This is a genomic window from Streptomyces sp. NPDC005820 (assembly GCF_040630255.1).
In the GTDB taxonomy this organism is placed as follows: domain Bacteria; phylum Actinomycetota; class Actinomycetes; order Streptomycetales; family Streptomycetaceae; genus Streptomyces.
Genome location: NZ_JBEXXE010000001.1, coordinates 259,912 through 278,929, shown reverse-complemented (window position 1 = coordinate 278,929; position 19,018 = coordinate 259,912). Strand labels below are relative to the sequence as shown.

Here is a 19,018-nt window from a genome sequence, read left to right as displayed (position 1 = left end):
CCTCAGTAGGCACCCCTCCCCGAGAACCCCCGGAGGGCGTCGGCTAGGGTTTGGTCCGCATAAACATCCAAACCCCTGCCCGACGCAGGGCGGCGACCGACCAGCGAGAAGGCCGCAGCCGATCCGCGCGGGCGAGACTCTCGGGAAGGCGCTACGTGAGTCCCAACGGCTCCGACCGCTCGCCGCGGCGCCCGATGCGGCGGAAGCTGCTGCAGGCAATGACCGCGGGCCTGGTCCTGGCGACCGCCACCGGTTGCACATACAAGGACTTCCCCCGCCTTGGCATGCCCACCCCCGTCACAGAAGAGGCTCCGCGGATCCTCTCCCTGTGGCAGGGCTCCTGGGCGGCCGCGCTGGCCACCGGCGTGCTGGTGTGGGGCCTGATCCTGTGGAGTGCTTTCTTCCACCGGCGCAGCCGCACGAAGGTCGAAGTTCCTCCGCAGACCCGGTACAACATGCCGATCGAGGCGCTGTACACGGTGGTCCCGATCATCATCGTCTCGGTGCTGTTCTACTTCACGGCCCGCGACGAGTCGAAGCTCCTCAGCCTCGAGAAGAAGCCCGACGTCACGGTCAACGTGGTCGGCTTCCAGTGGAGCTGGTGCTTCAACTACATCGCGAACGTCGAAGGCTCCACCGGCGACGCGAAGACCGACGAGAACCTGGCCGCGATCCCGGACCGGTTCAAGAAGGACTTCCCGTCCGACGCGGGCGGCGTCTACACCTGCGGTGTCCCCGGTGAGCGGAACCCGCAGACCAACAACCCGGGTCCGACCCTCTGGCTTCCTGAGGGCAAGACGGTCCGCTTCGTCCTGACCTCGCGCGACGTCATCCACTCCTTCTGGGTGGTGCCGTTCCTCATGAAGCAGGACGTCATCCCGGGTCACACCAATGCCTTCCAGGTGGTCCCCAACCATGAGGGCACCTTCCTGGGCAAGTGCGCCGAACTCTGCGGCGTCGACCACTCCCGGATGCTGTTCAACGTGAAGGTCGTCTCCCCCGAGCGCTACGAGCAGCACCTCAAGGACCTCGCCAAGAAGGGGCAGACCGGTTACGTTCCCGCGGGCATCGAGCAGACCGCCCATGAGAAGAACCGGGAGACGAACAACCTGTGAGCATCCTCAACGAACCCCAGGGTGCCGCGGCAGCTGAAGACTCATACGAGAACGAGCTGCCGGTCCGGCGCAAGCAGCCCGGCAACGTCGTGGTCAAGTGGCTCACCACCACCGACCACAAGACCATCGGCACGTTGTACCTGGTCACGTCGTTCGCGTTCTTCATGATCGGCGGCGTGATGGCGCTGTTCATGCGCGCCGAACTGGCCCGTCCGGGCCTGCAGCTGATGTCGAACGAGCAGTTCAACCAGGCGTTCACGATGCACGGCACGATCATGCTGCTGATGTTCGCGACGCCGCTGTTCGCCGGCTTCACGAACTGGATCATGCCGCTGCAGATCGGCGCGCCGGACGTGGCGTTCCCGCGGCTGAACATGTTCGCCTACTGGCTGTACCTGTTCGGCTCGCTCATCGCCGTCGGCGGCTTCCTCACCCCGCAGGGTGCGGCCGACTTCGGCTGGTTCGCCTACTCCCCGCTGTCGGACGCGGTCCGCAGCCCGGGCATCGGCGCCGACATGTGGATCATGGGTCTGGCCTTCTCCGGCTTCGGCACCATCCTCGGCTCGGTCAACTTCATCACCACGATCATCTGCATGCGCGCGCCGGGCATGACCATGTTCCGCATGCCGATCTTCGTGTGGAACGTCCTGCTGACCGGTGTCCTGGTCCTGCTGGCCTTCCCGGTCCTCGCGGCCGCGCTGTTCGCCCTGGAGGCGGACCGCAAGTTCGGCGCCCATGTCTTCGACGCCGCCAACGGCGGAGCCTTGCTATGGCAACACCTCTTCTGGTTCTTCGGCCATCCAGAGGTGTACATCATCGCGCTACCGTTCTTCGGCATCATCAGTGAGATCATCCCGGTCTTCTCCCGCAAGCCGATGTTCGGCTACATGGGCCTGATCGCCGCGACGATCGCCATCGCCGGTCTGTCCGTGACGGTGTGGGCGCACCACATGTACGTCACCGGTGGCGTGCTCCTTCCGTTCTTCTCCTTCATGACGTTCCTCATCGCCGTCCCGACAGGCGTGAAGTTCTTCAACTGGATCGGAACGATGTGGAAGGGGTCATTGAGTTTCGAGACCCCGATGCTCTGGGCGGCGGGCTTCCTCATCACCTTCACCTTCGGTGGTCTGACCGGCGTCATCCTGGCCTCGCCGCCGATGGACTTCCACGTCTCCGACTCGTACTTCGTGGTGGCGCACTTCCACTACGTCGTCTTCGGCACCGTCGTCTTCGCGATGTTCGCCGGCTTCCACTTCTGGTGGCCGAAGTTCACCGGCAAGATGCTCGACGAGCGCCTCGGCAAGATCACCTTCTGGACGCTGTTCTTCGGCTTCCACGGCACCTTCCTGGTCCAGCACTGGCTGGGCGCCGAGGGCATGCCGCGCCGCTACGCCGACTACCTGGCGCAGGACGGCTTCACCGCCCTGAACACGATCTCGACGATCAGCTCGTTCGTCCTCGGTCTGTCGATCCTGCCGTTCCTCTACAACGTGTGGAAGACGGCCAAGTACGGCAAGAAGATCGAGGTCGACGACCCGTGGGGCTACGGCCGCTCCCTGGAGTGGGCGACCTCCTGCCCGCCGCCGCGGCACAACTTCCTCACCCTGCCGCGGATCCGCAGTGAATCCCCGGCGTTCGACCTGCACCACCCGGAGATCGCCGCGCTCGAGCAGCTGGAGCACGCCGGCCACGGTGCCATCGCGGGCAGCAAGGAGGCCGGCAAGTGAAGGTCCAAGGCCGGATGTTCACGTGGCTGAGCGTGTTCATCCTCATCATGGCGATCGTCTACGGCGTCTGGTCGAAGGAGCCGGCGGGCACCACGGCCCTCTTCCTGGCCTTCGGTCTGTCCATCATGATCGGCTTCTACCTGGGCTTCACCGCCCGTCGGGTGGACGCGGGCGCCCAGGACAACAAGGAGGCGGACGTCGCGGACGACGCCGGTGAGCTGGGCTTCTTCAGCCCGCACAGCTGGCAGCCGCTCGCGCTCGGCGTCGGTGGCGCCATCGCCTTCCTCGGTGTCGCGATCGGGTGGTGGCTGCTGTACTTCTCCGCCCCGATCATCCTGATCGGCATCTGGGGCTGGGTCTTCGAGTACTACCGCGGTGAGAACCGCACCCAGTAGCACGCGCCGAACCCGCGGGAGCCCGGACACTCCGTCAAGGAGGGTCCGGGCTCCTTCGTTCGCCGCAATCCCTGTCCTCCATCCGTGGCGTCCAGCGCGCCGTGGTTGACGCGGCTCCCTAGCGTGAAGCCATGAGCCACACACCCCGCCCCCGCACAGTCGTCAGCTGCACGGTGCTGGTGATCGCCCTCGGAGCGGGCGTCGTCACCGCCTGCGGATCCGACGGCAACCCCCTCGCCGAACGTCCCTACGACGCGAGCGACCGGATCTCGTTCAACGGCCCCGACGGCGACGGAAGGAAGAAGGCCGACCCGGACAAGCCGCTGGAGGTCGTCGCCCGGGACGACGACGAGCCCATCACCGACGTCACCGCCGTGGACGCCTCAGGACGCTATGTGGCGGGCGAACTCGCCGCCGACGGCAGCCGCTGGCACAGCACCGAGCCGCTGGCCGCCGACGCCCACTACACGGTCCGGGTGAGCACCGAGGACGCCGACGGCGCCCCCGGCCGCCGGGTCCTCACCTTCGACACGGGCAAGCCCAGCGGCAAGAAGCGCCTCGCGGTCGAGCTCGGCCCGGACCAGGGCACGTACGGCGTCGGCCAGCCCGTCACCGCCAAGCTCAGCGAGCCCGTCAAGGACCCGGCTCAGCGTGCGATAGTCGAGCGCGGTCTCAAGGTCGACTCCACGCCCTCCGTGCCGGGCGCCTGGTACTGGGTGGACGACAAGGAACTCCACTACCGTCCCCAGGAGTACTGGCCCGCCCACGCCACGATCCGCGCCCACAGCAACCTCGACGGCATCCGGATCAGCGACCGCCTGTGGGGCAGCACGTCGAAGGACGTCAGCCTCACCATCGGGGACCGCGTCATAGCCGTCACGGACGCCTCGTCCCACTCGCTGACGTTCTACAAGAACGACGAGGTGATCAAGACCATCCCGGTCACCACCGGCAAGCCCGGCTTCGAGACCCGCAACGGCGTCAAGGTCGTCCTGGGCAAGGAACAGTTCGTCCGGATGCGCAGCGCCACGGTCGGCATCGCCGAGGGCTCCTCGGAGTCGTACGACCTGCCCGTCTACTACGCCACCCGGCTCACCTGGAGCGGCGAGTACGTCCACGCCGCCCCCTGGTCCGTGGGCTCCCAGGGCTACGCGAACGTCAGCCACGGCTGCACCGGCATGAGCACCGCCAACGCCGAGTGGTTCTTCGAGCACGTCCGCCCCGGCGACGTCGTCAAGGTCGTCAACAGCTACGGCAACACGATGGAACCCTTCGGCAACGGCTTCGGCGACTGGAACGTCGACTGGCCGAAGTGGAAAACCGGCAGCGCCCTGATCACAGGCAAGCACAGGACCCAGCCGGACACGTCAACTTTGAGGCCTACGGCGGTGTAGCCCACCAGGGCGCGGGGAACTGCGCGACAAGCCACAACGGGCGCCGCACCCGCCCCACAACGCCCCCAGGCACCCCCCTAGGCGCTCTGAAGCCTCTTCTCCCGCAACAGCGAAGCCAGCGCGGCCGCGAACTCCACCGGCTCCACAGGCAGCGTCACAGCCGCGTCGGCCCGGCTCCACGTGGCCAGCCACGCATCCTGCGGCCGGGCGATCAGCAACAGCACCGGCGGGCACTGGAACACCTCGTCCTTGATCTGCCGGCACAGCCCCATCCCGCCCATGGGCACGGCCTCGCCGTCCAGCACGCACACATCGATCCCGCCCTTGTCCAGCTCCCGAAGCACCGCGTCCGGAGTGGCGCACTCCACGAACTCGACCACCGGTACATCGGGAGCCGGTCGCCGGCCGGTGGCCAACCGCACCTGCTCGCGGGTGTTGGAGTCGTCGCTGTAGACCAGCACCGTCGCGGTCGCCTGCATGCTTCCTCCGTGACTTCAGCGTCGTACGGACAGAACCGATGCGGCGGATGCTACTCCCTTGAACACCTCGTCAACAGCGCTTGGAACACCACTTCGATGGGCCATCCGGGCCCTACACGGCCTGCGAACACTCCGAACGGCACCCCCCGGAGTGAGGGCGGGATAAGCGACCGACATAATGTCGGTCGTGGCGACAGCAACGACAGTAGAAACCGGGCACGCGCACCCGTCGGTCAATCGGCCGAACCTCACCAGCGTCGGAACCATCATCTGGCTGAGTTCCGAGCTGATGTTCTTCGCGGCCCTCTTCGCGATGTACTTCACCCTGCGTTCGGTGACGGGTACCGAGCACTGGAAGGAAATGGCCGAGGCCCTGAACTTCCCGTTCTCGGCCACGAACACCACGATCCTGGTGCTCTCCTCCCTCACCTGCCAGCTCGGCGTCTTCGCCGCCGAGCGCGGTGACGTGAAGAAGCTCCGGGGCTGGTTCATCATCACCTTCATCATGGGTGCGATCTTCGTCGGCGGTCAGATCTACGAGTACACCGAGCTGGTGAAGAAGGACGGGCTCTCGCTCTCCTCCGACCCGTACGGCTCGGTCTTCTACCTGACCACCGGCTTCCACGGACTGCACGTGACGGGCGGCCTCATCGCCTTCCTGCTGGTCCTGGGACGTACCTACGCGGCCAAGAGGTTCACCCACGAGCAGGCGACCGCCGCGATCGTCGTGTCCTACTACTGGCACTTCGTCGATGTCGTCTGGATCGGCCTCTTCGCCACGATCTACATGATCAAGTAGCCGGGCCCGTTCCCGCCATCGCAAGCATCGACGCAGAAGATCCTGACACCGGGGTAATCCGTGAAAAAGCTCTCCGTACGACGACGCCATCCGCTGGCGGCGCTCGTCGTCCTACTCCTCGCGCTGGCGTGCACGGGGGGGCTGTACGCCGCGTTCGCGCCCGCGAGCAAGGCGCAGGCAGATGAAACCGCCCAGTCCCTGGCCATCGACGAGGGCAAGAAGCTCTTCGCCACAGGCTGCGCCAGCTGCCACGGCACCAAGGGTCAGGGCAGCTCCGACGGCCCGAGCCTGGTCGGCGTGGGCGCCGCAGCCGTCGACTTCCAGGTCGGCACCGGGCGTATGCCGGCCGCGACCTCCCAGGGCGCCCAGGTGCCGCGGAAGAAGGTCATCTACACCCAGGCGCAGATCGACCAGCTGGCCGCATACATCGCCTCGCTCGGCGCCGGCCCGAACGTCCCCACCGAGGCCGAGTACGGCACGGAGGGCGCCGACATCGGCAAGGGCGGCGAGCTGTTCCGCACCAACTGCGCGCAGTGCCACACCGCCAGCGCCAAGGGCGGTGCCCTGACCCACGGCAAGTTCGCCCCGACGCTCGAGGGTGTCGCCCCGAAGCACATCTACGAGGCCATGCAGACCGGGCCGCAGAACATGCCGTCCTTCCCGGACACCACGCTCACCGAGCAGAACAAGAAGGACATCATCGCGTACCTGGACGCGATCGACAGCGACGAGACGGTGAACCCGGGCGGTCTGGAGCTGGGCGGTATCGGCCCGGTCAGCGAGGGTCTCTTCGCGTGGATCTTCGGCCTCGGTGCGCTGATCGCGGTCGCCGTCTGGGTCGCCGCTCGGACCGCAAAGGCCAAGAAGTCATGAGTAGCCAAGACATTCCAGAAGAGAACCTGCCCGCTGAGCAGGACCACGGCCACGGTGCGGTAGCCGTCGCGGACGAGAAGAACCCGTTCGCCGACCCGGGACTGCCGCCCCACGAGCACCGCATCCAGGACATCGACGAGCGGGCCGCCAAGCGGTCCGAGCGTGCGGTCGCCCTGCTGTTCACGGTGTCGATGCTCGCCACCGTCGGCTTCATCGTCTCCTACGTGGCGATCCCGATCGACAAGTCGATCTTCGTCTTCCCGATCGGGCACGTCAGCGCGCTGAACTTCGCGCTGGGTCTGACCCTGGGCACGGCGCTGTTCACCATCGGCGCCGGCGCGGTCCACTGGGCCCGCACCCTGATGTCCGACGTCGAGGTCGCCGACGACCGTCACCCGATCGCGGCCGAGCCCGAGGTCCGGGCGAAGGTCCACGCGGACTTCAAGCAGGGCGCCAAGGAATCGGTGATCGGCCGTCGCAAGCTGATCCGCAACACGATGTTCGGCGCGCTGGCCCTGGTGCCGCTCTCCGGCGTCATGCTGCTGCGCGACCTCGGCCCGCTGCCCGAGGACAAGCTGCGCCACACCCTGTGGGCCAAGGGCAAGCTCCTCGTCAACATGAACACCAACGAGCCGCTGCGTCCCTCGGACGTGGCCGTCGGTTCGCTCACCTTCGCCAAGCCCGAGGGCCTGGAGGAGCACGACGAGGACTTCCAGAACGAGATCGCCAAGGCGGCCCTGATGATCGTCCGGCTCCAGCCGGCGGACATCAAGGACAAGCAGGAACTCGAGTGGTCCCACCAGGGCATCGTGGCCTACTCGAAGATCTGCACCCACGTCGGCTGCCCGATCTCGCTGTACGAGCAGCAGACGCACCACGTGCTGTGCCCCTGCCACCAGTCCACCTTCGACCTCTCCGACGGCGCCAAGGTCATCTTCGGCCCGGCCGGTCACGCCCTGCCGCAGCTGCGCATCGGTGTGAACGACGAGGGCTACCTCGAGGCGCTCGGCGACTTCGAAGAGCCCGTCGGTCCTGCCTTCTGGGAGCGCGGATGAGCACCAACGAGAACACGCAGTCCCGCGAACGCGGGAAGGCGCCGGCCGGCGAGCGGATCGCCGACTGGGCCGACGGCCGGCTGGGGATCTACTCCCTCGCCAAGGCCAACATGCGCAAGATCTTCCCCGACCACTGGTCGTTCATGCTGGGCGAGATCTGCCTGTACAGCTTCATCATCATCATCCTCACGGGTGTGTACCTGACGCTGTTCTTCCACCCGTCGATGAACGAGGTGGAGTACCACGGCAGCTACGTCCCGCTGCAGGGACAGCTGATGTCCGAGGCGTTCAACTCGACCATGCACATCTCCTTCGATGTGCGCGGTGGTCTGCTCATCCGGCAGATCCACCACTGGGCGGCGCTGATCTTCCTCGCCGGCATGTTCGTGCACATGATGCGTGTGTTCTTCACCGGCGCGTTCCGCAAGCCGCGTGAGATCAACTGGCTGTTCGGCTTCCTGCTGTTCGTCCTGGGCATGTTCACCGGTTTCACCGGTTACTCGCTCCCGGACGACCTGCTCTCCGGCACCGGTGTCCGCTTCACCCAGGGCGCCATCCTGGCGACGCCGATCGTCGGCACGTACATCTCGATGTTCCTCTTCGGCGGCGAGTTCCCGGGCCACGACTTCGTGGCGCGGTTCTACTCGATCCACATCCTGCTGCTGCCGGGCATCATGCTCGGCCTGGTGGTGGGCCACCTGATCCTGGTCTTCTACCACAAGCACACGCAGTTCGCGGGCCCCGGCAAGAGCAACAAGAACGTCGTCGGCATGCCGCTGCTGCCCGTGTACATGGCGAAGGCGGGCGGCTTCTTCTTCCTGGTCTTCGGCACGATCGCGGCCATCGCGGCGCTCGCCCAGATCAACCCGGTGTGGATCTTCGGCCCCTACCGTCCGGACCAGGTGTCCACCGGCGCCCAGCCCGACTGGTACATGGGCTTCGCCGAGGGTCTGATCCGCTTCATGCCGGGCTGGGAGGTCAACATCTGGGGCCACACGCTGGTCCTGGGCGTGTTCATCCCGCTGACGCTGTTCGGTGTCGTCCTCGTGGCGATGGCGCTGTACCCGTTCATCGAGTCGTGGATCACCGGCGACAAGCGCGAGCACCACATCCTGGACCGTCCGCGCAACGCCCCCACGCGCACCGCGCTGGGCGTCGCCTGGGTCACGATGTACATGATCACGCTGGTCGGCGGTGGCAACGACCTGTGGGCCACCCACTTCCACCTGTCGATCAACTCGATCACCTGGTTCGTCCGGATCTTCTTCTTCGTCGGACCGGTCATCGCGTACATCCTCACCAAGCGCATCTGCCTCGGCCTGCAGCGCCGGGACAGGGACAAGGTGCTGCACGGTCGCGAGACCGGCACCATCAAGCGCCTGCCGCACGGTGAGTTCATCGAGGTCCACGAGCCGCTCAGCCAGGAGCAGCTCCACACCATCACGGCGCACGAGCAGTACGAGCCGGCCGCGATCGGCCCGGCGGTCGACGAGAACGGCGTCGAGCGCAAGATCAAGCGGTCCGAGAAGCTGCGCGCCAAGATCAGCGGCGCGTACTTCGGCGAGGACCAGCAGATCCCGAAGCCGACCGTCGAGGAGTACAAGGAGATCACGAGCGGCCACGGCCACCACTGATCCACTGTCGCCACAGAAGGGCCCCGTCCGGTGTTCGGACGGGGCCCTTCGCCGTGTCCTGAGCTGGATAAGGTGGCCTCACGTGGTTCTACGACACCCAGGAGCGGCTATGAGCGCTGTGACCCCCGCTGGAGGCGACACCGCGGCGGGCCGTTCCTGGCCCGACGTGCTGAACGCCCTGCTGTACGGCCGTGACCAGAGCGCCGACGCCACCGCCTGGGCGATGGACCGGATCATGCGCGGGGAGGCGACGGACGCGCAGATCGCCGGGTTCGTGGTGGCGCTGCGGGCCAAGGGCGAGACCGTCGAGGAGATCAACGGGCTCGTCCGGACCATGTACGCGCACGCCAACACGATCGAGGTGCCGGGCCGGACCGTCGACATCGTCGGCACCGGCGGCGACGGCGCCAAGACCGTCAACATCTCCACCATGTCGGCGATCGTCGTCGCCGGCGCGGGTGCCACCGTCGTCAAGCACGGCAACCGGGCCGCGTCCTCCGCCTCCGGCGCCTCGGACGTGCTGGAGAAGCTCGGCGTCAATCTGGAGCTGACCCCGGCGCGGGTGGCGGAGGTGGCCCGGGAGGCCGGGATCACCTTCTGCTTCGCGATCAAGTTCCATCCGGCGCTGCGTCACGCGGGCGCCGCGCGCGGCCAGTTGGGCATCCGCACGGTGTTCAACATCCTCGGCCCGCTGACCAACCCGGCCCGGGTGCGCGCCCAGGCGGTCGGGGTCGCGGACCCGCGCATGGCGCCGGTCGTCGCGGGTGTCTTCGCCGAGCGCGGCCACTCCTCCCTGGTGTTCCGGGGCGACGACGGCCTCGACGAGCTGACCACCACGGCCACCTCCCGGGTGTGGGTGGTGCGCGACGGCAAGGTCACCGAGGAGGTCTTCGACCCGCGGGACGTCGGCATCGAGCTGGTGCCGGTGGAGGCCTTGCGGGGCGGCGACCCGTCGTACAACGCGGAGGTCGCCCGCCGCCTGCTGGACGGCGAGCAGGGCCCCGTGCGGGACGCGGTCCTGCTGAACTCGGCGGCCGCCCTGGTCGCCCTGGACCCGGGCCCGGGCACCCTCGCGGAGCAGATCCGCGCGGGCATGGACCGCGCGGCCGAGTCCATCGACTCGGGCGCGGCCAAGCAGGCCCTGGACCGCTGGGTCGCGGCCACGCACGTCTAGCCACGCCATGGGTCGGCGGTCCCGTCATTCGGACACGAGTTGCGGGACCGCGATCACTTCCCGTACGTTCCTGTACCAGGTCATGAGTGACAGTCATGAGGCCCCGGCCGACTGTCCGGCAACCCTCCGTCCGTGGCGGGGTGCCCCGGGTGAAGACCAGGCCGTGGGCAGCGAGGTCCACGGCAAGCGCGGACCCCTCGCGGAACACCAGGGGTCCTGGTCGTCGAGGGAGCCTTCTGTGAGCAAGCGAATGCGATAGGGCGCCGAGCCCCGCCTCCGCATACCCCTTTCACCTCTTCCCGTGCCGTCGACGCATCGTCCGGCGCGGTGCTGTGACTTTTTTGGGGGCTTGCCCCCAAACCCCCGCGCCTGCCTCTCACAGGAGTTCGCCATGTCTGTCTCCACCGCTGCCGCCGCCCGTACCGTTTGCAACCTTTCGCAGGAGCTGCCCGTTCTGGGCCGGGATGTCACCGTCCCGCTCGTCACCGGCGGCGAGGTCACCTACGCGGCGCTCGACTACGCCGCCAGCGCCCCCGCCCTCCAGCGCGTCTGGGACGACGTGGCGGCCTACGCCCCGTACTACGGCAGCGTCCACCGCGGCGCCGGCTACCTCTCCCAGCTCTCCACGGACCTCTTCGAGAACGCCCGCCGCACGGTCGCCGAGTTCCTGGACTGCCGCGCCGACGACCAGCTGGTCTTCACCCGCTCCACCACCGACTCCCTCAACCTGCTGGCCGCCGCCCTCCCCGCCGACTGCCAGGTCTTCGTCTTCGAGACCGAGCACCACGCGAGTCTGCTGCCCTGGCGGGAGGCCCGGGTCACCTACCTCGACGCCCCGCGCACCCCGCGGCAGGCCGTGGAGACCCTGGAGCGCGCTCTCGCCGCCCGCGACCCCCACGGCCCGGCCCTGGTCTGTGTCACCGGCGCCTCGAACGTCACCGGCGAGCTGTGGCCCGTACGGGAGCTCGCGGCCGCCGCCCACGCGCACGGCGCCCGGATCGTCCTGGACGCCGCCCAGCTCGCCCCGCACCACCCGGTGTCCGTCCGCGACCTGGACGTCGACTGGATCGCCTTCTCCGGCCACAAGCTGTACGCCCCCTTCGGCTCCGGCGTTCTGGCCGGCCGCGCCGACTGGCTCCGGGCCGCCGACCCCTACCTCGCGGGCGGCGGCGCCAGCCGCAAGGTCACCCGGCGCGAGGACGGGGGAGTGGATGTGGAGTGGCACGAGACCGCGGCCCGCCACGAGGCCGGGTCCCCGAACGTCATCGGCGCCTACTCCATCGCCTCGGCCTGCAAGGCCCTCACCGAGGCCGGTTTCGACACCTTGGTCGCCCGTGAGCAGCACCTGATCACCCGGGTCCGCACGGGCCTCGCCGAGGTCCCGCAGGTCAGGATCCTGTCCCTGTTCGGCGACGACGCCCCGCGGGTCGGCGTGATCTCCTTCGTGGTCGAGGGCTGGAACAGCTCCCACTTCGCCGCGGCCCTCTCCGCCGAGTACGGCATCGGGGTCCGCGACGGCCTCTTCTGCGCCCACCCCCTGGTCCGCACCCTGCTGGGCGCCGCCCCCGAGACCCAGGGCGAGTGCGGCGCGCCCGAGGCGGCCCCGGGCGAGAAGTCCCTCAACGCCATCCGGGTGAGCTTCGGCGCGGGCACCCCCGACGAGCACGTGGACCGTTTCGTCGCGGCCGTCCGCGAACTGGTGACCGAGGGCCCGAAGTGGACGTACCGCACGGAGGACGGCCGCTGCGTCCCGGCGGTCTAGAAGGTTTCGCCCCCGGAGGCGGTGATGCGGCCGGTCAGGAGTCCAGGCCGATCGCGAACGCCGCCTCCAGGTCGTGCTGGGAGTACGTACGGAACGCCACGTGGGTGTCCGTGGCCTCGACGCCGGGAATCTTGCTGATGCTGCCCGGGATGACCTCCGCGAGGTCCTCGTGCTGCTGCACCCGGACCATGGCGATCAGGTCGTACGTCCCGGTCACGGAGAACACCTCGCTCACGGAATCCAGCGCGGCGATCCGCTCCGCGATCTCGGGGATCCGGTCCACGCTGGTCTTGATGAGGACGATCGCGGTGATCACGGCTGGTTCTCTCCCTCGGGGGCCGGAGCTGGGGCGGCCCTCACTCTAGTCGTACGGCCGAAACGCGCCCACGCGTAGCAGAACCCCAGCCCGAAGCCCACCAGGTGCGCCAGATACGCCACCCCGGGCCCCCGGGGCGCCTGTCCCACCGCGACCCACTGCAGCGCCGCCCAGAACGGCAGCACCACCCAGGCCGGGAACCGCAGCGGCAGGAAGAACAGGAACGGCAGCAGGCTGGTCACCCGGGCCCGGGGGAACAGGTACAGGAACGCGCCGAGCACCGCCGAGATCGCCCCGGAGGCCCCCACCAGCGACTGCGGCGACCCGGAGTGCGCGGCCGCGTACCCGAGCAGGGCGAGGCAGCCGCAGCACAGGTAGAAGAAGGTGAACTCGGCACGGCCCATCCGCTCCTCGGTCATCGCCCCGAAGACGTAGAGGAAGAGCATGTTGCCCAGCAGGTGCACCCAGCTGCCGTGGACGAAGAGGGCCGTGGCGGGGGTCAGGACGGCGCGCGCGGAGCCCGCGAAGAGTTCCGCCGGGACCACGCCCCAGCGGCGGAAATAGGCCCGCTGGGCGGCCATCAGCCCGTCGCCGGTGCCGTACGCCGGATCGAGCCCCGAGGCCGGGCCGATCGCGAAGACCAGACAGCACACGGCGATCAGCCCGTACGTCACCGGCGCCGAGGGGTCGCGCAGAGCCTTGCGGACGGTCCCGCTCCAGTTGCCGATCATGAGCACAGAGCATGACGTACCAGGACAGAAGCGCCCGGTGCGCCTCGCCGCCGTGAACGGATGGGCGGCGAGTACCCGCCAGGCCGTAGGGTTACGAGCCATGCACAGCGGGGAGCCTCCGGCGCGACCCGACCGGAAGACCGACACTAGAAGGACAAGTCACGATGACGGTTCCCCTGCCGACCGCGACCACGCGGTGGCGCTGCACCCTCTGCGGCAACCTCACCAGGTTCGACGTGACGCGCTCGTCGAAGGTCGTCGAGTATGTGCACCTCGACCTCGCCGGAGAGCCGAAGGTGGAGGAGCGCGAGGTGGTCAGTGAGACCATCGAGTCGGTGCGGTGCCGCTGGTGCAACGCCGTGGATCAGGTGGAACTCGTGGATCGGCCGGGCGCCGGCTCCTGAGCGGAGCGGCCCCCGTACAGGTATTGGGGTGTGACGGATGGTGGAGAGCGCAGGCGGGGGGCCGGGCGACGGCGCCGCCGAGATGCTCGACCGTCCGCTGCCCGACGGCGTGCGCCGCCGGGTCGTGCAGATCGTCTCCGACGGCTTCGGCGGCCTGACCGTCGCGGAACTTCCCGCGCAGTTGCGGCAGTACGCCCGCTTCGCACCGAATCGCCGGGCGAAGTTCGCGGGCAACGCGATGGCGGCCGCGCTGGAGACGGATGCCCTGTTCCGGCAGCGCATCGCCGAGAAGTTCAGAGACGCCCAGCCGGAGCTGTCCGGCGCTCTGGACTCCGGCTCGCCGACCCCGGCCGCGGACCCGCTCGACGTGGCGGCCGCGGCCTATGTGCTGCGGCCCGCGGGCTGGGTGAAGCTGGTGACGGCGGCCGGCGAGGAGGCCCAGCGGGCGGACGCCGAGCGCGCCGACGAGGAGAGCCGGGCCGAACTGGATCGGCTGCGCGAGGAGCTGGCGCAGGCGCGCGAGCAGACCCGCGCGGACACCGAACGGCTGCGCACCGAGCTGGACGCGGCGAAGAAGGAAGCGGAATCGCTTCAGCGCAAGCTGCGTTCGGCCCTCAGTGACGTCAAGCGCGGCGAGGCGGCCCTGCGCAAGGTGCAGGGCGAGATCGAGGCCGTACGGGCCGAGGGGCAGGCCCAGGTGTCCGTCGCCGAGAGCGAGACCCGGCGGCTCAAGGCGCGGCTCGGGGAGGCCGAGGCGGCCCTGGAGGCCACCCGGCGGGCGGCCCGTGAGGGGCGCAGCGTCGAGGACATGCGGGTACGGCTGCTGCTGGACACCGTGCTGGACGCCGCCCAAGGGCTGCGCCGCGAGCTGGCGTTGCCGCCGGTGTCCGTCCGTCCGGCGGAAACGGTCGATGCGGTCGAACCGGGACGAATGACCCCGAAGGACATCGCCGCACGTGCCCTGTCGGAGCACGATCCGGCCATTCTCGACCAGCTGTTGGCACTGCCCCAGGCGCATCTGGTCGTCGACGGCTACAACGTGACCAAGACCGGCTATCCGCAGATGCCGTTGGAGAAGCAGCGGCTGCGGCTGCTCGGGCAGCTCTCGGCGCTCGCCGCGCAGACCGGCGCCGAGGTCACCTGTGTCTTCGACGGCGCCGAACTGGCCGCTCCGGTGCTGCTCGCGCCGCCGCGCGGGGTGCGGGTGCTGTTCTCCAAGGCGGGGGTCACCGCCGACGAACTCATCCGCCAGCTGGTGCGGGCCGAGCCCCCGGGGAGACCGGTCATCGTCGCCTCGACCGACCGGGAGGTCGCCGACGGGGTCGCGAAGGCGGGTGCCCGACCCGTGGCTTCCGCGATGCTTCTCAAGCGCCTGTCCTGAAGGGCGAAGTTACAGGCTTAATGCCCGAATTGGCGGAATCGTCACGCAACGTAAAGTCAAGCCAGCGTCACGGCAGGTGAGTTACGTGAAAAAACTGCGTTGCGTGACGTGATTTTTGTGGCCGGGGATTTGAACTGATCACAGTGGGGTCACTAAGGTCTGGTGCTCGAACCTCCACACGGGTGATCACTCAAAAGAAGGAGCCCGTCTCCGTGGCGTCCCACCGTCGACCGAAGCAGCCGAGTCGCGTACGCGTGACCGTGCTGACCACCGCAGCCGCCGCTGCCGTCGCTCTGAGCTCCCAGGCCGCCAACGCGGCGCCTGCCGAGAAGCTCTCCAAGGACGAGGTCAAGGCCAAGGTCGACAAGCTCTACGAGGAGCAGGAGCAGGCCACCGAGAAGCTCAACGGAGCCGAGGAGAAGCAGGAGAAGCTCCAGAAGGAGATCTCCACCATCCAGGACAACGTCGCCCGCGGCCAGGAGGAGCTCAACGAGCTGCGCGACTCCATAGGCCTGGCGGCCGCGGCCCAGTACCGCACGGGCACCATCGACTCCTCCCTCCAGCTCTTCCTGTCCTCGAACCCGGACGACTACCTGGACAAGGCGTCCGCCGCCGACCAGCTCAGCGCCCAGCAGGTCGAGGCGCTGAAGAAGATCCAGGAGAAGCAGCGCGAGCTCGCGCAGGAACGCTCCGAGGCCTCGGCCAAGCTCAAGGACCTCGCCGCCACCCGGACCGAGCTGGCCAAGCAGAAGAAGATCGCCCAGGGCAAGCTCGCCGCGGCGCAGAAGCTCCTCAACACGCTGACGTCGGCGGAGAAGGCCGCGCTGGCGGCCGAGGACGCCCGCGCCAACCGCTCCTCCGCCTCCCGGGTCGACCTCGGTGACACGGGCAGCGCCTCCGGCCGTGCCGCCGCCGCCTTCTCCGCCGCCCAGTCCAAGCTCGGCTCGCCGTACGTCTACAGCGCTTCCGGCCCCAACACCTTCGACTGCTCGGGCCTGACCTCCTGGGCCTACGCCCAGGCCGGCGTCTCCATCCCGCGCACCTCCGAGGCCCAGTCCAGCTACGGCACGAAGATCTACTCCGTCAGCGACCTCAAGGTCGGCGACCTGGTGTTCTTCTTCAACGACCTGCACCACGTGGGCCTGTACGCGGGCAACGGCCAGATCCTGCACGCGCCGCGCACCGGCACCGTCGTCCGCTACGAGTCGATGAGCACCATCGGCGGCCCCTTCATGTGGGGCGTCCGCGTCTGAGCCCTCCGAGGCTCCGCCCGGGTCCTGATCCTTCCAAGATCAGGACACGGCACCGCCCGAACGGGCGAATTACGACAACCCCGAGTGACCCCACGCCCCGCCGGTGACCTGCGTCAGCGGCGGGGCGTCACGTTGTGTGCCCGTGGAGGTCTTTGGCCGCCCCCCTGACACGGGGCTACTGTCTGCCGCGTTTCGTCCGCCAGTGGAAGGAGCGCGGCTTCCCGTGGGGTCCCATCGCCGCCTTGCACCGTCCGGGTTCGACCGGGGCGCCGTCAGCGCCCTCGGTGTGCTGTCCGCCGCGGCCGCCGCACTCGGCGCCCTGACCGCCGTACCGGCCTCGGCCGCGCCGCACGACGACACCCGATCCGAGGTGGACCGTCTCTACGAGGAGGCGGAGCAGGCCACCGAGGCCTTCAACGAGGCCGACGAGCGCGCCGGCACCCTGCGCCGGCAGCTGCGCCGGGCGCAGGACCGGATCGCCCGCCAGCAGGGGCACATCAACGACCTGCGCGAGCGGCTCGGTTCGCTGGCCGGCGCCCAGTACCGCTCCGGCGGCCTCGACCCGTCCCTGGCGCTGCTGTTCTCCGACGACCCGGCCGACTACCTCGCCAAGGCGTCCGTCCTGGACCGGATCACCGCCCACCAGGCGGGCGAACTCAGGGAACTCCAGCTCGCGCTCCGCGAACTCGCCCAGGAGCGCACCGAGGCCGCCGGGCAGCTCGCCGCGCTGGAGAAGAGCCGCAAGGCCGTCGCCGACCACAAACGGACCGTCGAGCGCAAGCTCGCCCGGGCCCGGCAGCTCCTCAACGCCTTGCCGGCCGCCGAACGCGCCGCCTACGACCGGGCCTCCCGCTCCGGCCGCACCGACCTGCCCGGGCTCACCGGCGTCGTCCCCGCCTCCGGCCGCGCGGCCGCCGCCCTCGCCGCCGCCCGCTCCGCCCTCGGCAGGCCGTACGTCTGGGGCGCCAACGGCCCCTCCGGCTTCGACTGTTCGGGCCTGATGCAGTGGTCGTACGCACAGGCCGGGGTGGCCCTGCCGCGCACCTCGCAGGCCCAGGCGCACACCGGCCGCAGCGTCCCGCTCTCCCAGGCCCGGCCGGGCGACATCGTCACCTACCGCTCGGACGCCAGCCACGTCGGCATGTACGCGGGCAACGGCCAGGTCATCCACGCCCCCTACCCGGGCGCTCCGGTGCGCTACGACCCGGTCGGGATGATGCCGGTGTCCTCGGTGACACGGCCCTGACCGGGGTCCCCTCGCGGGGACGGCCGTACGATCGGGAGGATGGCTGGTCGTGGGCGGGTGCGCGGATCCGGGGTCCCGGGTCTCTGTCTGCTGCTCGTCGGCCTCTTCCTCGTCGGCTGCGGCGGCAGGCCCGCCACCGACACCTCCCGGACCGAGGTGCAGCAGCTGCTGGACCGGCGGGCGGCGGCCGTCCTGCACCACGACGCCGACGCCTACGCGGCCACCGGCGCCCGGGCGGACTACGCCCGGCTGCGGACCGTACCGCTCGCGGCCTGGTCGTACCGGGTGACCTCGGTGCGCCGGGACGGCGACGCGCTGACCGCCGACGCCGCGCTCAGCTACCGCCTGCGGGACTACGACAGCGCCCCGGTCACCGTCGCCCGCACCCTGCGGCTGGCCCGGGACGCCGGCGGGCGCTGGGGCGTGACCTCCGAGCGGCCCGCGGGGAAGGCCGCCGAGCAGCTGTGGGACCAGGGCGCGGTGACCGTCGTACGGGGTGAGCACAGCCTGGTGCTGGGCGCCGGGCAGACCGCCGCGCGGCTGCGGGCCTTCGCCGATCTCGCCGACGACGCGGTCCCGTCGGTGTCGGCGGCCTGGGGCACGGACTGGGCGGGGCACGTCGTCGTCCTCGTGCCGAAGTCACTGGACGGCATGGCGGCCCTGCTCGGCTCGCCCGCCTCCTCCTACCGGGGCATCGCCGCGGTGACGACCGGCGAGACCGGCGGCGGGGCCGACGGCCGCACCCGGTTCCCGGCCGACCGGGTGGTGGTCAACCCCGACGCGTACGACCTGCTCGGCGGGCTCGGCCGACAGGTCGTCCTCACCCACGAGACCACCCATGTGGCCACCCGCGCCCACACCGACGCGGCCACCCCGCTGTGGCTGTCCGAGGGATACGCCGACTGGGTCGGCTACCGCGACTCCGGGCGCACCCCGCGCCAGGTCGCGCCCGAGCTGCGGAGCGCGGTCACCGAGGGGCGGCTCCCGGCGGCGCTGCCCACCGACGCCGACTTCGGCTTCTCCGGCGACCCCGCCCTGCTGGCCCGGGCCTACGAGGGCGGCTGGCTGGCCTGTCGCATGATCGCCGAACGGTGGGGCGAGGTGAAGCTGGACGCGTTCTACCGGGCCGTCGGGGCGCACCAGGAGCGGGCGGGGGCGGTCGAGGGGGCCCTGCGGAGCGTGCTGGGCGTGTCCCTGCCGCAGCTCACCGCGGACTGGCAGACGTATCTGCGCGCCCAGCTCGGCTGACCCAGCTCGGCCGGCGCCTCCCTGAGCCACTC

Annotated in this window: 18 protein-coding genes and 1 riboswitch; of the genes, 15 read left to right on the top strand and 3 right to left on the bottom strand. The window is 69.5% G+C overall.

Features of this window, described 5'->3' with window-relative positions; all coding sequences use genetic code 11:
* Nucleotides 1-155: 155 nt before the first annotated feature.
* From coxB to ABZ464_RS01255, 4 genes are all read left to right on the top strand, one after another.
* Nucleotides 156-1,115 carry a cytochrome c oxidase subunit II gene (gene coxB / locus ABZ464_RS01270; protein WP_359269150.1) on the top strand — a complete coding sequence of 320 codons (960 nt, stop codon included), beginning with the start codon at nucleotides 156-158 and terminating at the stop codon, nucleotides 1,113-1,115.
* Nucleotides 1,112-2,842 (top strand): cytochrome c oxidase subunit I, encoded by a 1,731-nt coding sequence (ctaD, locus tag ABZ464_RS01265; RefSeq protein WP_359269148.1) that lies wholly within the window; start codon nucleotides 1,112-1,114, stop codon nucleotides 2,840-2,842. The genes coxB and ctaD overlap by 4 nt, the downstream gene beginning before the upstream one ends.
* Nucleotides 2,839-3,237 (top strand): cytochrome c oxidase subunit 4, encoded by a 399-nt coding sequence (locus ABZ464_RS01260; RefSeq protein ID WP_055631436.1) that lies wholly within the window; start codon nucleotides 2,839-2,841, stop codon nucleotides 3,235-3,237. The genes ctaD and ABZ464_RS01260 overlap by 4 nt, the downstream gene beginning before the upstream one ends.
* 131 nt (nucleotides 3,238-3,368) lie before the next feature.
* Nucleotides 3,369-4,631, top strand: coding sequence for an Ig-like domain-containing protein (locus ABZ464_RS01255; protein ID WP_359269145.1), 1,263 nt, complete (start codon nucleotides 3,369-3,371; stop codon nucleotides 4,629-4,631).
* Between the two features lie 77 nt (nucleotides 4,632-4,708).
* Here the strand turns inward: ABZ464_RS01255 and ABZ464_RS01250 are convergent, their stop codons facing one another.
* Nucleotides 4,709-5,110, bottom strand: a complete 402-nt coding sequence (locus tag ABZ464_RS01250; RefSeq protein ID WP_359269142.1) for a hypothetical protein — start codon at nucleotides 5,108-5,110, stop codon at nucleotides 4,709-4,711.
* A gap of 178 nt (nucleotides 5,111-5,288) precedes the next feature.
* Between ABZ464_RS01250 and ABZ464_RS01245 the strand changes: the two genes are divergently transcribed.
* The 6 genes from ABZ464_RS01245 (at nucleotide 5,289) to ABZ464_RS01220 (ending at nucleotide 12,407) form a co-directional block, all read left to right on the top strand.
* Complete coding sequence (locus ABZ464_RS01245; RefSeq protein ID WP_055631439.1) at nucleotides 5,289-5,909, top strand: heme-copper oxidase subunit III; 621 nt, start codon at nucleotides 5,289-5,291, stop codon at nucleotides 5,907-5,909.
* A gap of 60 nt (nucleotides 5,910-5,969) precedes the next feature.
* Nucleotides 5,970-6,782 carry a c-type cytochrome gene (locus tag ABZ464_RS01240; protein WP_359269138.1) on the top strand — a complete coding sequence of 271 codons (813 nt, stop codon included), beginning with the start codon at nucleotides 5,970-5,972 and terminating at the stop codon, nucleotides 6,780-6,782.
* Entirely contained in the window at nucleotides 6,779-7,837 is a 1,059-nt protein-coding gene (locus tag ABZ464_RS01235; RefSeq protein WP_359269136.1) for a Rieske 2Fe-2S domain-containing protein, read from the top strand. The genes ABZ464_RS01240 and ABZ464_RS01235 overlap by 4 nt, the downstream gene beginning before the upstream one ends.
* Complete coding sequence (locus tag ABZ464_RS01230) at nucleotides 7,834-9,471, top strand: cytochrome bc complex cytochrome b subunit (protein WP_359269133.1); 1,638 nt, start codon at nucleotides 7,834-7,836, stop codon at nucleotides 9,469-9,471. Before ABZ464_RS01235 ends, ABZ464_RS01230 begins: the two co-directional genes overlap by 4 nt.
* 109 nt (nucleotides 9,472-9,580) lie before the next feature.
* Nucleotides 9,581-10,645 (top strand): anthranilate phosphoribosyltransferase, encoded by a 1,065-nt coding sequence (gene trpD / locus ABZ464_RS01225; RefSeq protein WP_359269130.1) that lies wholly within the window; start codon nucleotides 9,581-9,583, stop codon nucleotides 10,643-10,645.
* 78 nt (nucleotides 10,646-10,723) lie between these two features.
* Nucleotides 10,724-10,840: riboswitch (SAM riboswitch) on the top strand.
* A 196-nt stretch (nucleotides 10,841-11,036) separates the two neighbouring features.
* Nucleotides 11,037-12,407 (top strand): aminotransferase class V-fold PLP-dependent enzyme, encoded by a 1,371-nt coding sequence (locus tag ABZ464_RS01220; RefSeq protein WP_359269128.1) that lies wholly within the window; start codon nucleotides 11,037-11,039, stop codon nucleotides 12,405-12,407.
* Nucleotides 12,408-12,441: 34 nt separating this feature from the next.
* Here the strand turns inward: ABZ464_RS01220 and ABZ464_RS01215 are convergent, their stop codons facing one another.
* A complete protein-coding gene (locus tag ABZ464_RS01215; protein ID WP_067245114.1) occupies nucleotides 12,442-12,723 on the bottom strand; it encodes an Lrp/AsnC ligand binding domain-containing protein in 282 nt (93 codons plus the stop codon).
* Entirely contained in the window at nucleotides 12,720-13,454 is a 735-nt protein-coding gene (locus ABZ464_RS01210; protein ID WP_359269125.1) for a rhomboid family intramembrane serine protease, read from the bottom strand. Before ABZ464_RS01210 ends, ABZ464_RS01215 begins: the two co-directional genes overlap by 4 nt.
* Before the next feature lie 164 nt (nucleotides 13,455-13,618).
* Here ABZ464_RS01210 and ABZ464_RS01205 point away from each other — a divergent pair, with 164 nt between their 5' ends.
* The 5 genes from ABZ464_RS01205 (at nucleotide 13,619) to ABZ464_RS01185 (ending at nucleotide 18,986) form a co-directional block, all read left to right on the top strand.
* A complete protein-coding gene (locus tag ABZ464_RS01205) occupies nucleotides 13,619-13,858 on the top strand; it encodes a hypothetical protein (protein WP_055541554.1) in 240 nt (79 codons plus the stop codon).
* Between the two features lie 37 nt (nucleotides 13,859-13,895).
* Complete coding sequence (locus ABZ464_RS01200; RefSeq protein WP_359269122.1) at nucleotides 13,896-15,239, top strand: NYN domain-containing protein; 1,344 nt, start codon at nucleotides 13,896-13,898, stop codon at nucleotides 15,237-15,239.
* 212 nt (nucleotides 15,240-15,451) lie between these two features.
* A complete protein-coding gene (locus ABZ464_RS01195) occupies nucleotides 15,452-16,492 on the top strand; it encodes an NlpC/P60 family protein (protein ID WP_359269120.1) in 1,041 nt (346 codons plus the stop codon).
* 223 nt (nucleotides 16,493-16,715) lie between these two features.
* A complete protein-coding gene (locus ABZ464_RS01190; protein ID WP_359269117.1) occupies nucleotides 16,716-17,738 on the top strand; it encodes an NlpC/P60 family protein in 1,023 nt (340 codons plus the stop codon).
* A gap of 39 nt (nucleotides 17,739-17,777) precedes the next feature.
* Nucleotides 17,778-18,986, top strand: coding sequence for a hypothetical protein (locus tag ABZ464_RS01185; protein ID WP_359269114.1), 1,209 nt, complete (start codon nucleotides 17,778-17,780; stop codon nucleotides 18,984-18,986).
* Nucleotides 18,987-19,018: the final 32 nt, after the last annotated feature.

Coding starts and splice junctions, on each gene's coding strand:
- ABZ464_RS01255 (WP_359269145.1), top strand. CDS start 3,369: ATGAGCCACACACCCCGCCCCCGCACAGTCGTCAGCTGCACGGTGCTG.
- ABZ464_RS01250 (WP_359269142.1), bottom strand. CDS start 5,110: ATGCAGGCGACCGCGACGGTGCTGGTCTACAGCGACGACTCCAACACC.
- ABZ464_RS01245 (WP_055631439.1), top strand. CDS start 5,289: ATGTCGGTCGTGGCGACAGCAACGACAGTAGAAACCGGGCACGCGCAC.
- ABZ464_RS01235 (WP_359269136.1), top strand. CDS start 6,779: ATGAGTAGCCAAGACATTCCAGAAGAGAACCTGCCCGCTGAGCAGGAC.
- ABZ464_RS01230 (WP_359269133.1), top strand. CDS start 7,834: ATGAGCACCAACGAGAACACGCAGTCCCGCGAACGCGGGAAGGCGCCG.
- trpD (WP_359269130.1), top strand. CDS start 9,581: ATGAGCGCTGTGACCCCCGCTGGAGGCGACACCGCGGCGGGCCGTTCC.
- ABZ464_RS01220 (WP_359269128.1), top strand. CDS start 11,037: ATGTCTGTCTCCACCGCTGCCGCCGCCCGTACCGTTTGCAACCTTTCG.
- ABZ464_RS01210 (WP_359269125.1), bottom strand. CDS start 13,454: ATGATCGGCAACTGGAGCGGGACCGTCCGCAAGGCTCTGCGCGACCCC.
- ABZ464_RS01205 (WP_055541554.1), top strand. CDS start 13,619: ATGACGGTTCCCCTGCCGACCGCGACCACGCGGTGGCGCTGCACCCTC.
- ABZ464_RS01200 (WP_359269122.1), top strand. CDS start 13,896: ATGGTGGAGAGCGCAGGCGGGGGGCCGGGCGACGGCGCCGCCGAGATG.
- ABZ464_RS01185 (WP_359269114.1), top strand. CDS start 17,778: ATGGCTGGTCGTGGGCGGGTGCGCGGATCCGGGGTCCCGGGTCTCTGT.